We start from the raw sequence: 13840 nt of genomic DNA, 5'->3' as shown, positions 1-13840 counted from the left end.
ATAACGCGTATGCCAGTCTCACTCGAAGTCTGCGTCGACAGCGTGGATGGGCTCGAAGCCGCCGTCGCTGGCGGCGCGGATCGCATCGAACTGTGCTCCGCGCTCGAGCTCGGCGGGCTCACGCCCACGCCGGGGCTGATCGCGGCGGCGGCGCGCGCGCCCGTTCCGGTCTACGCAATGATCCGGCCGCATGCGCGTTCGTTCGAATGGTCGAGCGCCGACGCGGCGGCGATGCTCGCCGATATCGACGCGGTGCGCGCGGCGGGCCTCGCAGGCGTGGCGCTCGGCGCGGCGCTGCCTGACGGCAATCTCGACGTCGCGCTGCTGCGTACGTTGTGCGAGCGTGCGCGCGAAGGCCATGGACTCGGCACCACGCTGCATCGTGTGTTCGACCTCGTGCCGGACCCGGCGCGCGCGCTCGAAGAAGCGGTCGCGCTCGAGTTCGAGCGCATTCTCACCTCGGGCGGCGCGGCGCGCGCGGTGGATGGACTGGCTGTGCTCGCCGATCTCGCGCGCCGCTCGGCGGGGCGCATCGCCATCATGCCCGGCAGTGGCGTGGCCGCCGATAACGTCGCCCGCATCGTCGAGGCGACGGGCGCCACGCAAGTGCACGCATCGTGCCGCGAAGCGCTCGCGCAATACGATGGCAAGGGCGTCGAGCTCGGCTTCTTTCCGGCGCATCCGGGCCGCACTTCGCAGCGCCTCGTGCAAGCGTTCAAAGAGGCGCTTGCTTCAATGGGCTGAAGTCAAACGACTGAACGCCGCTACGAAATCGGCTTCGAATCTGGCGTGGGATTGCCCAGATCGTCGGTCGGCAGCCGTTGCTGATCGAACGCAGCCACGTAGAGCGCCCACTGCGGCGTACCCAGATCCACGAGTAAAGCACCGTCCTGCCAGATGTCATTGTGGTCGTTGCTGTCGTCGCCGGGACGGTGAATGAACTCGCCCGTGGACCCCTGGTTCATGTGCACGTCGTGGATGCCGTTGCCTTCGCTATAGAAGCGGCCGAACACGTAGACATCGAAGTTCGATTGCTTCGCGCGCACCAGCAGGCGCTGCAGCGTGGCGACCGGCTCGACGGCGTCCGAGCCGTCCATGACGTCGCTGTCGCGCCAGGCGCCGGTATTGGCGAGGAAGTCGCTGCGCTGGAAGTCGAGCGCGGGCAGCGCCGCTTGCCCGGTCAGGTCGTGGGAGCCCGGCGCCGCGCTCTGGAGCGTCGCGAGCACGGGGTGGCTGAAGTCGAACGGCAGCCTGTACTTCAGCAAGTCGTCGGCGTCGGTGGTGCCGACGTTCACCGCAATGTCCCATTGCGCACCCGCGACCGAAAGGCCAAAGTGCAGGTGATACTGCACTTCATGGGGCCGTTGCGTGGGCTTGAGTTGCGGCGTCGTTACGATCTTGCCTTTCGCGTAGCCGTAGGGAAGCGTCATCTCGGGCATCTCCTGGAATCGCTTGTCGCTTGCAGCGGGGCCGCCCATCATAGGACGACTGCGTGACAGTTGTGCTGCGCGGCTTTTGGCACGGGCAGGGGCGCGGCCTGCGCAGTCGGCGTTATGCGGCCCCTTGCGCGGCCCATTCCACGAGCGTGGCCACGGTATTCATGTTGCGCGCCGTGCCGTCCTTCGCCGCGGGAATCTTGAGCTTCGAACGCCCGATGCCGTCCTTGTAGTACACGTAGATTTCGCGCGCGCTGAGCGCAATGGTCTCCGTGCCCTGGCCGCCGACTGTCGTGAGCGCGTCGGCGCTCGGGGCGGTGTCCAGAAAGAGCGCGAGCGTGCGCTCGGGCGGCGCGCTCGCGAACGGATTGGCCGCGAGCACGGCGGCCATCTCTTGCGCGCTGCGCAACAGCACGCCGACCGGTTTGCCCGCGTATTCTTCAAGGCTGCGTTCGAGCCGCGTCTTGACGCTCGCTGCCGCGAGCCGGCTCTGAAAGACCACGTTACCGCTCGCGATATAGGTGCGCACGCCGGTAAAGCCGAGCGCTTCGCACATCGCACGCAGTTCGGTCATGGGAAGTTTGCCAGTGCCGCCGACGTTCACGGCACGCAGGAGAGCGATGTAGGTAGGCATGGGGGGATGATACTGCGCATCGGGCATCGGGCATCGGGCATCGGGCATCGGGCATCGGGCATCGGGCATCGGGCGAAGCGCTGGGCGCATCCAGCGCCGCTGCGACGCGCGGCGGTATCATCGAAGCGATGGGACGCGCCATCCCGGCGCGCCAGCGGACCAACGAGCGAATACGCATGAAGACGCTGCTGATCGTCTATCACACGATGACCGGTGGAACGCAGCAAATGGCTGAGGCCGCCGCTGCCGCCGCACGCGAGCAATCCGGCGTGGCGGTGAAGCTGCAGCGCGCGGACGCCACGCAGCCCGAAGACGTGCTGGCCGCCGACGGCTATCTGTTCGCGACGCCGGAGAATCTCGCGGCCATGTCCGGCCTGATGAAAGACTTCTTCGACCGCAGCTACTACGCGGCGCTCGACCGCGTGAACGGCCGCCCTTACGCGGTCATGATCTGCGCGGGCAGCGACGGGCAGAACGCCTTGCGCCAGATCGACCGTATCGCCACGGGCTGGCGGCTGAAGGCGGTGGCGCAGGGCGTGATCGTCTGCACGCATGCGCAGACGCCCGAGCGCATTCTCGCGCCCAAGACCATTGGCGCCGACGATCTCGAACGCTGCGCGGAACTGGGTGCCGGACTCGCCGCCGGGCTCGCGCTCGGGGTCTTCTGAAGCGCGCATGCCGCTGCGCCCGTAAAACTGAGATGGGGTCCCGCGCCTGCCTTTCATAATGCTCGGCTCACGCATTAAACGCAGGATGACGAATTTAATGAGATCGAGCTTGAGATTGCGTCGGCATGGCGCGATAGGGGGCGTGTTGCTGGGCGTTGGCGGGCTTTTGTCGGGTTGCACGCTCGTTGGGGGCCCGGACTTGTCTGCCTTCACGACGTACTGCCGGACAGTGAGCGCGGGGTATTACTGCGTGCGGCCGGGCGATACGCTCGATAGCATCGCGCAGGGGTTTGGACAGAAGCCACAAGACGTCGCGCGCTGGAACGATGTCTCGCCCGGCACGCTGCTGCTCGTGGGCCAGATGTTGCGCATGGCGCCGCCCGATGCCCCGTCACACCAGGCAAACGAGCCGCATGCGGCTGCTCCCCACGCTGCCGGCACGGTAAGCGCCATGCGCGCCGCTGCGTCGGCGCAATTCGTGTGGCCGGTCAGCGGCGTGGTCATCCGCGAGTTCGGCGAGGACGGCGCGCGCGGCATCGAGATCGCCGGGCGCGCGGGCATGCCCATCAAGGCCGCCGCCGCGGGCCGCGTCGTCTACGCGGGCGACAGCATCAAGACCTATGGCCTCATGGTCATCATCAAGCACGAAGACGGTTTCGTGACGGCTTACGGCAACAACCGGCGGCTGCTCGTTCGTGAGGGCGATGCCGTGCAGCGCGGTGCCCCCATCGCCGAAATGGGCACGCAAAGCAACGGCGAGGCGCTGCTTCAGTTCGAGATGCGCGAAGGCAATCAGGCGGTGGATCCATTGGCACATCTGCCGGCGGACTCCGGACCGGTCATTGAGTAAGCCGAGGCAGGGCTGCGGGGATACGGATGTCACGTCGAAGCATGGCTTCGGCGTGGGCAGATTGCCTGGGAATCCGTAATAACAGAGCAATATCAAAGTGCGATCCGCCGCTGACGCCGTGTTGCGCGAGTTCGGCGGCTAGACTGGCACCGTGTGGAGCAGGCCGGAGCGAACCTGATCGCAGGTCCGGGAGGTTAGCGAACGCTTTATCGATCGCGTGCCGAGCACCGCCCGATGCGCGGGCGGCCCCGACCTTACGCCACGCTCTCGCCGGCGCGCGCGACGCGGTTGCGGCCGGCGCGCTTGGCCGCGTAGAGCGCCGCGTCGGCGGCGGCAATCAGCGCATGGGGCGCGGCGCTCGCAGCCGGGCCGCCTGCAACGCCTGGCGTGCCTTGACCGCCCGGGCCGCTCGTGGCGCAGCCGGCGCTCACGGTGACCCGGCCCGCCGCCACGGGCGCGGGAATGGCGAGCTGCGCGACCGCCGCGCGGGCGCGCTCCGCCACGGCGCAGGCTTCGTCGGCGTGGGTGCCGGGCAGGACCAGCGCGAACTCTTCGCCGCCATAGCGCGCGACGAAGTCGCCGGGCCGCAGCGTGAGCGCGAGCGCCTCGGCCACCGCGGCGAGGCACGCATCGCCGTGCAGATGGCCGTAGGCGTCGTTGTAGAGCTTGAAGTGATCGACGTCGATCATCACGAGCGAAAGCGGCTGCGCACCGCGCGCGGCGCGCTCGAATGCCCGGTGGAACTGCTCGTCGAAATAGCTGCGGTTGTAGACGCGCGTGAGCGCATCGTGCGCCGATGTCTGGATCAGCGAAGCATGCGCTTCCGACAACTGCCGGTAGAGCGCCGTGACCTCCCAGACCAGCACGCACACCAGCACGCCGGGCGCGAACATGCTGAACAGGCGCGCGACGTACCAGCCCAGCGTGAAGCGCTCGACGCTCAGCGTATTGAGCGCGGCATCGACGAGCGAGGCGAGCAGCGCCACCGCGATCCACCAGTCGAGCACGAGCCGCAGCCGCCCCTTGAGCACGACGACGGCGATCGCCACGGCGTTGAGCGCGCAGACGACGAGTCCCGTTGCGTTGGCGGTCATGCCGGCCGGTGGCATGGGTGCAGCGGCCGTCCCGCTCGCGTGCCACGGCGCGACGAGATCGACATGAACGACGAACACACCCAGTGCCGCGGCGAGCAGGGCGGGGCCCGCGAGCAGGAGCCAGGCGCGTGCACTGAGGCCCGCAAGGCCCGGATCCGCGGGCGCGTCGTCCGGCGCGCGGCTGCGCACCAGCTCGGCCACGATCACGAGCGCGGGGAAGCCCGCATGCCAGAAGACCCACATCCACGCGGCGCTGTGCGGGCCTGCGCCCAGCATGCCCGCGCGCGTGAACACGCCAGGAAACATCAGTAACTGCAGCGCGACGGCGATGGCGGTGAACGCGTAGGCGCCCCCGAGCGCGCCGAGCATGGGCAGGCGCGTGGCCGCGAAGCGCGCGCCTAGCATGAATGCGGCGATGCACGACGTGGTGAACACGGTGAGCGCGCACATCGGCATGAATGGCCCGATGGCGGGCAGGGCATCGCGTGCGCGCGGCGCGGCGAGCGCAAGCGTCAGCAGGATTGCGAGCGCGCAGAGGCCGGCGAAGATCGCCTGCCTGCGTGTAGCCGGTCCTATCAGCAAGCCGTACATGGGGTCCCGTTGCGTTGGTCGTTGTGCGTTTATTGATTGTGGATGCCGGCCGCGCATGGCTTGCCCCAGGGCCCTGGGCAGTGCGCGTGCAGGCCGAGCGTTTGATAATGAAGGGAGAAGCGTTTGAGCGTCCGTTTGCAAGGCTATTTTGCGCCGATTCGCTTGCCGATGGGGGAGCGAATGACCGGCAAGAAGGGCATCTGATGCATGGCGCGCACGAGCGTTGCGGTTGAGTTTCCTTATCGAGCGCGCTACATTGGGCGCGCGCGTTTCGGCCCGCCAGACAAGCGTTGCGACGCTTGCCCGCTTTTCGTAATTGTTATGTAAGGATACCTGATGGTGCATCGCGCAGCTCGCGACAACCACGAAGCCTATGGGTGGTTCGCCGGCCGTGCGGGCGAGAGCCGGCTTGGCGCGTTTGCGCTGGGGCTCGGTGTTGCGCTCGGCTTGCTCGCATGCGTGCCGGGGCTGCCGCTCGATGCGCGCGCTTGCGCGGCCATGGCGAGCGCGTGCCTCAATATTGGCATCGCCGTGACCGGCACGCGGCTCATCGCTGCGCGCGAGGCGGCTGCACCGTCCGCTCGCGCGCCCTTGTGGAAGACGCTGCTGGGCCTCGCGCGGCTGGCGTTCAGGCGTGATGACGCTGCGCGTGCCGCGCAGGATGGCGACACCAACGAGGCCAGCCAGACCGGCGAGACGCCAAGCCACGACCAGCCCGACCTGCGCGCCCTGTTGCGCGCCTTGCCCTGGCAGCCCTGGGCCGTGCCGTTTATCGCGCTCGTTTCGCTCGGGCTCGCCGCGCTCGCGTGGGCACGGCCCGAACCGGCGCCAGCCGGCACGCAGGCCGCGTTGCTCGTGTTCGTTGCGCTCACGTTCGTGCTCGCGTTCGGCGCGCTCGTCGCGGAACGCTTTCACGCACAACGTAGCGCCGCTTCGCGCGCATCCGCTGCGCTCGTGGGGCTGTTGCGCGTGCTGATCGTCGCGGCATTGGGTGCGGCGGCAGCGGGCGTGTGGTCCTTGCATGGGGAGCCGGCGCCGGAGTGGCTGCCACGCACGATAGCCGTGCTGAGCGGCGCCGTTGCGATCGAACTGGCGATGCGTTCGGCATGGGCATGGCTGGCGGCACCCGTGTCGGGTTCCGCGGGAGCGGACGATGCGTGGTTCCTGCGTAGCGTCGTCGCTGCCGCGTTGCGCCCGCAAGCGCATCCGCTCGCCGCCCTCGATGAGCGATTGCGCGCGCGCTACGGCATCGACTTGCGGCAGAACTGGGCGCTGCAGAGTTTCGTGCGCCTCTTGCCGGGCACGCTCGCGGCCATGATGCTCGCGGGCTGGCTGCTGGGCGGCGTGACGATCCTCGGTCCCGATCAGCGCGCCGTCTATGAGCGCTTCGGCGCGCCGGTCGCCGTGTGGCAGCCGGGTCTGCATGTGGGGCTGCCCTGGCCTTTCGGCCGCGCGCGCCCGATCGACAACGGCGCCGTCCATCAGCTGATCGTCTCGGGCAGCGCGAACGACACGAGCCAGGCCGCGCCGCCCGTTGCCGCCGACGCCGCCCCGCCCGGCCAGCTCAACCGGCTCTGGGACGTCACGCATCCGTGGGAGACGACGCAGGTGATCGCGGGCACAAGCGGCGACCAGCAGGCCTTCCAGATCGTGAGCGCCGATGTGCGCCTCGATTACCGCATCGGCCTCTCAGACGCGGCGGCGCGCGCCGCCCTCTATCGCACCGTCGATCTGGACGCGACGGTGCGCTCGATCGCGAACCGCGAGGTCGTGCGCTATCTCGCGTCGCGCACGCTGCAGTCGCTGCTCGATACGCCGCAGACCGCCATGGCCGCGACGCTGCGCGCCGCCGTGCAGCGTCAGCTCGACCCGCTCGTGAGCGGCATCGAGGTCGTGGCGGTCGTGATCGAGAGCGTGCATCCGCCGGCGGGCGCGGCGGCTGCGTATCACGGCGTGCAGGCGGCGCAGATCCGCGCGCAGGCGAGCGTGGTGCAGGCACGCGGCTTCGCCGCGCAGACGATCGGCGGCGCGCAGCAGCAGGCGATCGAAACCGTTGCGCAGGGCAGCGCGAACGCGGCCGACACGCTGGCCGCCGCGCGCGTTCAGCAGGCCGGCTTCGACGCCGACGTGATCGCGCAAGGCCTGGGCGGCCCCGCGTTCGCCTTCGAGTACTACCTGCACAGCCTGCAAAAAGGATTGCAAAGCGCGAACGTGACCGTGATCGACGACCGTCTCGCGAGCGGCAGCCGCGCGACCCTCGACCTGCGCACGCTGACCCCTGCCACGGCGGCAGGCGTGAGGCAGGCATGGTGACGCGCGCGCAGGGCCGTGTGGACGCAATCAGTGCGCACGCGCTGGCATTGACATTGGCATCGGATCTGGCATCGACATTGAACAGGGTGATTTGAACGTGGGCCTCTTTCACGCGCACGGCGATGCGCACTCTCATCATCACGGACATGGACATGGACACGGCCACGGCGGCGAGCAAGGCACAGGCGCCCCCGCGAACCGGCCGCGCTTCGCGCTGCGCGCGGCGCTTGCGCTCGCGTGCGTGATCGTCGCGCTCGTGGTCGCGAGCTTCGTGCAGGTGCGCGAGGGCGAGGCGGACGTGATCACGCGCTTCGGCGACCCGGTGCGCGTGGTGCTCGCGCCGGGCCTCGCGTGGCGCTTGCCTGCGCCCATCGAAGCGGCGCTGCCGGTGGACCTGCGCCTGCACACGACCTCGAGCGGGCTGCAGGACGTGGGTACGCGCGATGGCCTGCGCATCATCGTGCAGGCCTATGTGGCGTGGCGCGTGCCGGCCAATGCCGGCGACGTCGGCCGCTTCGTGCGCGCGGTGCGCAACGAACCCGACGAAGCCGCGCGGCAGATCCGCTCGCTCGTGGGCTCCGCGCTGCAGACCACCTCGGCGGGCTTCGATCTCGCGTCGCTCGTGAATACCGATCCATCGCAGGTGCGCATCGGCGAATTCGAAGAGGCGTTGCGCCGCCAGGTCGACGCCCAGGCGTACGCCGCGTATGGCGTGCACGTCGTGCAGGTGGGGCTCGAGCGGCTCACGCTGCCCGCCGTGACACTCTCGGCGACGGTCGACCGCATGCGTGCCGAGCGCGAGACCGTGGCCGCGCAGCGCACGGCCGAGGGCCTGCGCGAAGCGGCGCAGATCCGCTCGGACGCCGACCGCGACGCACGCGTGCTGATCGCCGACGCCAACGTGAAAGCGGCCGAGATCGAGGCGCAGTCGCGCAAGGATGCGGCTGCGATCTACGGCAAGAGCTACGCGGCCGATCCGCAGCTCTACACGATGCTGCGCTCGCTCGACACGCTGGGCTCGGTCGTCAACCAGAACACGAACCTGATCCTGCGCACCGACGCGGCGCCGTTCCGCGCGCTCGTGCAGGGGCCGCCGGGGATGAACGGCAGTGCGGGTGCCGGCGCGGCCGCGCCGCCCGCACGCACCCACGGGCAAGGCCGATGAACACGCGCGAAAACTTTCCCGCGCTCGGTCCCGGCGCACAGGCCGTCCGCCTGTCGTTCCGCTTCGTCGCGGCGCTGGCGGTGCTGGCCGCGCTCGTGTGGGCCACCTCGAACGTGCGCCGCATTCCAGCCGACAGCAGCGCCGTGGTGACGCGCTTTGGCGCTTACGTGAGGACTCAGGGCGCGGGCTTGCTGGTGGCCTGGCCGCGTCCGTTCGAAGCGGTGCGCCTCGTGCCCGGCCGCGAGCGCGTGCTCGAGCGCCGCATTGTTTCGCTGATGCGCGATCCGCGCGCGGGCACGCAGCTGAGTATGGATTCCGACGCGCTCGCCGGGTCCGGCTACGTGCTCACCGGCGACAACGGCGTCGTGCAGGTGAGCGCGACGCTGTTCTACCGTGTGGCCAATCCCTATGCCTACGCGTTGCAGCTCGACTATCTCGACGCGGCGCTCGAACGCATCGTCTCGGCTGCGGTCGCGCAGACGCTCGCGCAGCGCGACCTCGACGCGATCCTCGTGGCGCGCCCGGAGATGGTGGCCGCCGACCAGCAAATGGCCGCGCGCCGCGAAGCGCTGCGCGGCGACCTTGCGCGCGCGGTCCAGCGCGATCTCGACGCGCTCACCGCGGCGCATGCGGGCCTCGGCATCGAGGTCGCGCGCATGGACGTGCAGGCATCGTTTCCTGCTTCGGCCATTGACGCGTTCAACGCCGTGCTGAGCTCGATGCAGAACGCAGAGCGCGACATCGCCCAGGCGCGCACCATCGCCGAGAAGACGCGCCAGGGCGCGCAGCAGAACGCCGACCGCATCGTGCAGGACGCCCACGCAAACGCCGCCGAGCGCGTCGCCACGGCACAGTCGGAGACCTCCACGATCGCGCAGCTCGAAGCGGCGCTCGCGCTCGACCACGATCCGGGGCTCGTTGCGCGCGCGTATCGCGACCGCGTTCAGGCCGTGCTCGCGAAGGCCAGACACGTGACGACGATCGACCCGAACGATGCATCGAGCCTCGTCTTGCCGGGGCACGCGCCATGACGACACCGTATGAACCGGCGGGGCCGCAGGCCAGCGCTCGCGCGGCGCATGCGGCGCACGATGGGCAGCGAGGCCACGAGGGCCAGCACGGGCACGATAGCCACGATTGGCACAACGGGCACGGCGGCCATGAAGTCCACGCGCTCGCGATGTCCGCCGCCGAGCGTCGCGCCATCACGCGCCATACCTTGCTCGCGCTCGTCGCGGGTGGCCTGCTCCTGCTGTCGCTTGCCTGGTCGTGGCTCTGGCCCACTAGCGCACGCGGTGGCGCGACGCTTGCGCAACTGCTCGCGGCGGCGGCCTCGCTGGTGGTCGCGCCGCCGGTGTTCGCGGGCGCATGGCACAGCCTCAAGTCGCCGAGCCTGCACGGCGTGACCGATCGCCTGATCGCGCTCGCGATGCTGGGCGCCTGGGCCGTGGGCGACATGACGACGGCCGCGCTGCTGCCCATCGTGATGACCTTCGGCCACGCGCTCGAGGAGCGCAGCGTGCTCGGCTCGCAAGAGGCCATACGCGCGCTCGGGCGCCTGACCTCCGGCAACGTGCGGCGCGTGAACGGTGAGGGGGCGATCGAAGAGGTGCCGTACGACGCGCTGTGCCCGGGCGACCTCGTCGACGTGTTGCCGGGCGCGCGCATTCCCGCCGACGGGGTCGTGCGTCACGGCCGCTCGAGCATCGACAACGGGCCGATCACGGGCGAATCGCTGCCGCAGGACGCGGGCGAGGGCGCGAGCGTGTACGGCGGCTCGATCAACCTCGACGGGCCGTTGCGCGTGGAGATCACGCAGGTGGGCGAGGACTCGACGCTCGGCAAGGTCATCGAACTGATGCAGCGCGCGGAAGCCGCCAAGCCGCCCATTACCCAGGCGCTCGAACGCTACATGGACGCCTACCTCGCGCTCGTGCTGCTGATCGCGGCCATTGTCTGGTTCGTGAGCGCCAACGCCTCGGCGATGCTTGCCGTGATCGTCGCGTCGTGCCCTTGCGCGCTCGTGCTCGCGGCACCCTCGACGGCCATCGCGGGCATTGCGGCGGGCGCGCGGCGCGGCATCTTGTTCAGGAATGCGGCGTTTCTCGACAAGATCGCGGAGATCGATACGCTCGTGATCGACAAGACCGGCACGCTCACGCACGGCGAGCTGCGCGTCACGCGCGTGGCGTGGCAGCCGGGCGTGGACGAGGGGCAGGCGCGAGCGCTGGCGGTGCGGCTGGCGTTGAGCAGCGCGCATCCGGTGTGCCGCGCGCTGGTGAGTGAGGGGGAGCAGGGGGCGGTTGCGTCCGTGCCATTTGCCGATGCGCGCGAATTGCGCGGACTCGGCGTGCGTGCGCAGACGGACGCGGGTGTTGCCGTGCTTGGCCGCCACGATCTGCTCGTGCAACACGTGCATGACTTGCCGCCTGCACCGGCGGACTTCGACGGCACTTGCGCGGGACTCGCGCTGAACGGCCGCCTGCTCGCGTGGTTCGCCTTCGCAGACACATTGCGCCCCGAAGCGCGCGAGGCGCTCGACGATCTGCGTGCGCTCGGCATTGCCCGCGAGGCGCTGGTGACGGGTGACCGCGAGAGCGTGGCGCAACGGCTCGCGGGCGAGGTGGGCATCGAGACGGTGATCGCACAGGCGCTGCCGCACGACAAGCTCGACTACGTGCTGCGCGAGATCGATGCGGGCCATCATCCGCTCGTGGTTGGCGATGGCCTCAACGACGTGCTCGCCATCAAGGCGGGCTCGACGAGCGTGGCGATGGGCGAGCGCGGCATCGACATCGCGGTGGCCTCGGCGGACGTCGTGCTGCTCGCCGACGACCTGCGCCGCCTGCCCGACTGTATTCGCCTCGGCAGACATTGCCGGAACATTGCCACCGCGAACGCGGCAATCGGCCTCGGATGGACTGTAGCCGTGATCGCGCTCGCGGCGCTTGGCGTGATTGGCGCCGTGGCGAGCGCGATCTTGCACAACGTGGGCGCGCTCGTGGTCATCGCGAATGCCGGGCGGCTGTTGCGGCGCGATGCGGATGCAGCGGCTTCGTCAACGAGTGCGGCTGGCGCGGGAAGCGCGCAGGGCTGATCCCGGGTACGAACGCGCGTGGTTAGAGTTAAGGGAGCGCATGCGCTCCCTCCGACTTCGCTATAGCGCTCGACTCATTCCGCAGGCAGCGCGGCAGGCATGCGCATCCGGTACAGCGACACGGCCTGAATCGCGAGAGTGCAGAAAATTGCGCTGCCGTACGCGGCCACCAGGTTCGTGCGCGTCAACACGAGACTCAGCACGAAGAAGAACGTGGCAAACCCCAGCAGACTTGCCGTCATGCCGCGCATCACCTGCTGCGGCGCTTCACGGCCGGCGATGCGATGCGCGAACACCGCGATAATGATCGCCATGAATGGGAACGACGCGAGCACGCCGCTTGCCTCAGGCCCGACATAAGGCGCGATCAACGTCACCCCGACCACGAGCCCGGCAATGAGCGCCATGCGCGCGGGCAAGTCCCACCACGGCGGATCGACTCTTGCGCTCCTGGCTGCCGTGTTGGGCATGAGGTTGAGCGCGAACGCGATGGCCGCGATGGCGAGGAGAAATAAGCCCGTTTGCTGCAGATCGCTCCATTGCAGCAGCACGGCCACGACCGCAAACGTCGCGCTGGCGCCCGAGAGCGCCATGCGCCATCCGAGGCTCGCGAGCCTGCAATAGACCAGGCAAAAGGCCACTTGCGCCACCGTCGCGACGAGCGAGCCCGCCGTGGCCTGGGCCGCGAAGGCGGGCCCATGCTCGAGCGAGAGGAACACCGAGATCGGCCCCGAAGTGAGCGGCAGCCCGACCATGAAACCGCCGATCGCTTCGCCCCAGCGGCGAACGGCAAGACTGGCGGCCAACAGCAACAGCGGCGTGACGACGAGCTTGAAAACGAGTAGATCCATGATGAGCGCAACGAAACAGAGAGTCGGCAGAGAGAGCCTTGAACGATGCTGTCGATATTGAAGGTGGCGCTCCCGTCTGACAAACCATTTGTCGTCATATAATGCGTGAGTAAAACTCACGCATGGCTTAGATATGTTCGACCGGCTCCCACCATTGCAAACCCTGCGCGCCTTCGAGGCCACCGGGCGGCTGTTGAGCATGACGCTGGCGGCCGAAGAGTTGCATGTCACGCATGGCGCGGTGAGCCGGCATATCAAGACACTCGAGAACCACCTTGGCGTTGCGCTGTTCCAGCGCTTGACCCGGCGCATCGTGCTGACCGAGGCGGGGGCCGAGTTTTTGCTGGCCGTGACCCGCGTGCTGGGGGAGTTGACGAAGGAAGCGGAGCGTCTGCGGGCTCACGATAGCGTTACGCGGCTGAAGATCAATTCCAGCGTGTCCTTCGCGAACAAATGGCTTGCGCCGCGGCTGCATCGGCTGAAGGCTCGCCACCCGGAGCTCGATGTTCACCTCGAAGTGACCGACAAGTATGTCGATTTGAATGACGGGGAGGCCGATGTGGCCATCCGGTATGGGAGCGGGCGTTATCCGCGTGTGCTTGCCGAGCGGATTCTGGAGGAGACCGTGACGCCGGTTTGTACTCCTGCCTATTGGGAGGCCAAGGGGGAGGGCAGGGCGGGCCGGCCTTCGGTCGAGAGTCTCAAGCGTTGTACCTTGCTGCATGAAGATGGCATGCTGGCCAATTGGGAGCAATGGCTTGCGCTGGCGGGAATCAAGGGCATACGCAGCGATCGTGGTTCCGCCTACAGTCATGGAAGTATGGCTATCGAAGCCGCGATTCGAGGTGAGGGTGTCGCGCTCGGGCGTAGCGTGATTGTGGCCGACGATATTGCGGCCGGGCGTTTGGTGGCGCCTTTTCCGGATATTTGTTTGAAGTCGGAGCGCGGGCATGATCTCGTGTATCGCATCGGTAGTCGCGATGATCCTAAGGTTTGCGCCTTGCGCGATTGGCTTGCTGATGAAATTCGGATTTTTTTGGGGCAGGGGGCGTGAAGGCGGAGGACGCCTTCGGGCATAGCGGTGTGCGATTCGCTCGCGCTTTTGTGATTTGAACGTCGTTGAGAATTGATTTTTTTTTGT

12 protein-coding genes are annotated in these 13840 nt (G+C 68.5%); 8 read left to right on the top strand and 4 right to left on the bottom strand.

Going from position 1 to position 13840, the window contains the following annotated elements; genetic code table 11:
- The first annotated feature begins 9 nt into the window (after nt 1-9).
- The gene (locus BO1_RS24750) at nt 10-744 is read left to right on the top strand and encodes a copper homeostasis protein CutC (RefSeq protein WP_028219841.1); all 735 of its coding nucleotides are present in this window, start codon (nt 10-12) and stop codon (nt 742-744) included.
- A 20-nt stretch (nt 745-764) separates the two neighbouring features.
- Here BO1_RS24750 and BO1_RS24745 read toward each other — a convergent pair whose 3' ends face one another.
- Nucleotides 765-1430 (bottom strand): DUF2278 family protein, encoded by a 666-nt coding sequence (locus BO1_RS24745; RefSeq protein ID WP_028219840.1) that lies wholly within the window; start codon nt 1428-1430, stop codon nt 765-767.
- Nucleotides 1431-1551: 121 nt separating this feature from the next.
- Nucleotides 1552-2070, bottom strand: a complete 519-nt coding sequence (locus tag BO1_RS24740) for a DUF1697 domain-containing protein (protein ID WP_028219839.1) — start codon at nt 2068-2070, stop codon at nt 1552-1554.
- A 176-nt stretch (nt 2071-2246) separates the two neighbouring features.
- Here BO1_RS24740 and BO1_RS24735 point away from each other — a divergent pair, with 176 nt between their 5' ends.
- Nucleotides 2247-2738, top strand: a complete 492-nt coding sequence (locus BO1_RS24735; protein WP_028219838.1) for an NAD(P)H-dependent oxidoreductase — start codon at nt 2247-2249, stop codon at nt 2736-2738.
- 199 nt (nt 2739-2937) lie between these two features.
- On the top strand, nt 2938-3588 hold the full coding sequence (locus tag BO1_RS52645; protein WP_167338388.1) for a peptidoglycan DD-metalloendopeptidase family protein: 651 nt from the start codon (nt 2938-2940) through the stop codon (nt 3586-3588).
- A gap of 254 nt (nt 3589-3842) precedes the next feature.
- On the opposite strand, the gene BO1_RS24725 is transcribed toward BO1_RS52645, so the two are convergent.
- The gene (locus tag BO1_RS24725) at nt 3843-5273 is read right to left on the bottom strand and encodes a sensor domain-containing diguanylate cyclase (RefSeq protein ID WP_028219837.1); all 1431 of its coding nucleotides are present in this window, start codon (nt 5271-5273) and stop codon (nt 3843-3845) included.
- A 336-nt stretch (nt 5274-5609) separates the two neighbouring features.
- Between BO1_RS24725 and BO1_RS24720 the strand changes: the two genes are divergently transcribed.
- The 4 genes from BO1_RS24720 (at nt 5610) to BO1_RS52640 (ending at nt 11848) form a co-directional block, all read left to right on the top strand.
- Nucleotides 5610-7586, top strand: coding sequence for a protease modulator HflK (locus BO1_RS24720; RefSeq protein ID WP_084688172.1), 1977 nt, complete (start codon nt 5610-5612; stop codon nt 7584-7586).
- A gap of 97 nt (nt 7587-7683) precedes the next feature.
- Complete coding sequence (hflC, locus tag BO1_RS24715; protein WP_063744713.1) at nt 7684-8751, top strand: protease modulator HflC; 1068 nt, start codon at nt 7684-7686, stop codon at nt 8749-8751.
- Nucleotides 8748-9782, top strand: coding sequence for a protease modulator HflK (gene hflK, locus BO1_RS24710; RefSeq protein ID WP_028219834.1), 1035 nt, complete (start codon nt 8748-8750; stop codon nt 9780-9782). The genes hflC and hflK overlap by 4 nt, the downstream gene beginning before the upstream one ends.
- The gene (locus tag BO1_RS52640) at nt 9779-11848 is read left to right on the top strand and encodes a heavy metal translocating P-type ATPase (protein ID WP_156992389.1); all 2070 of its coding nucleotides are present in this window, start codon (nt 9779-9781) and stop codon (nt 11846-11848) included. The genes hflK and BO1_RS52640 overlap by 4 nt, the downstream gene beginning before the upstream one ends.
- A 74-nt stretch (nt 11849-11922) precedes the next feature.
- Here the strand turns inward: BO1_RS52640 and BO1_RS24700 are convergent, their stop codons facing one another.
- Complete coding sequence (locus tag BO1_RS24700) at nt 11923-12699, bottom strand: hypothetical protein (RefSeq protein WP_028219833.1); 777 nt, start codon at nt 12697-12699, stop codon at nt 11923-11925.
- Between the two features lie 133 nt (nt 12700-12832).
- Here BO1_RS24700 and gcvA point away from each other — a divergent pair, with 133 nt between their 5' ends.
- A complete protein-coding gene (gene gcvA, locus BO1_RS24695; protein ID WP_028219832.1) occupies nt 12833-13753 on the top strand; it encodes a transcriptional regulator GcvA in 921 nt (306 codons plus the stop codon).
- Nucleotides 13754-13840 lie beyond the last annotated feature (87 nt).

Source organism: Paraburkholderia oxyphila NBRC 105797 (assembly GCF_000685075.1).
Classification (GTDB): domain Bacteria; phylum Pseudomonadota; class Gammaproteobacteria; order Burkholderiales; family Burkholderiaceae; genus Paraburkholderia; species Paraburkholderia oxyphila.
Note: the sequence above shows the minus strand (reverse complement) of the source record. Positions and strands in the feature narration are given on the sequence as shown.

Excerpts from the sequence above, each read along its gene's own strand:
- BO1_RS24750 (WP_028219841.1), top strand. The coding sequence starts at position 10 with ATGCCAGTCTCACTCGAAGTCTGCGTCGACAGCGTGGATGGGCTCGAA.
- BO1_RS24745 (WP_028219840.1), bottom strand. The coding sequence starts at position 1,430 with ATGACGCTTCCCTACGGCTACGCGAAAGGCAAGATCGTAACGACGCCG.
- BO1_RS24740 (WP_028219839.1), bottom strand. The coding sequence starts at position 2,070 with ATGCCTACCTACATCGCTCTCCTGCGTGCCGTGAACGTCGGCGGCACT.
- BO1_RS24735 (WP_028219838.1), top strand. The coding sequence starts at position 2,247 with ATGAAGACGCTGCTGATCGTCTATCACACGATGACCGGTGGAACGCAG.
- BO1_RS24725 (WP_028219837.1), bottom strand. The coding sequence starts at position 5,273 with ATGTACGGCTTGCTGATAGGACCGGCTACACGCAGGCAGGCGATCTTC.
- BO1_RS24720 (WP_084688172.1), top strand. The coding sequence starts at position 5,610 with ATGGTGCATCGCGCAGCTCGCGACAACCACGAAGCCTATGGGTGGTTC.
- hflK (WP_028219834.1), top strand. The coding sequence starts at position 8,748 with ATGAACACGCGCGAAAACTTTCCCGCGCTCGGTCCCGGCGCACAGGCC.
- BO1_RS52640 (WP_156992389.1), top strand. The coding sequence starts at position 9,779 with ATGACGACACCGTATGAACCGGCGGGGCCGCAGGCCAGCGCTCGCGCG.
- BO1_RS24700 (WP_028219833.1), bottom strand. The coding sequence starts at position 12,699 with ATGGATCTACTCGTTTTCAAGCTCGTCGTCACGCCGCTGTTGCTGTTG.
- gcvA (WP_028219832.1), top strand. The coding sequence starts at position 12,833 with ATGTTCGACCGGCTCCCACCATTGCAAACCCTGCGCGCCTTCGAGGCC.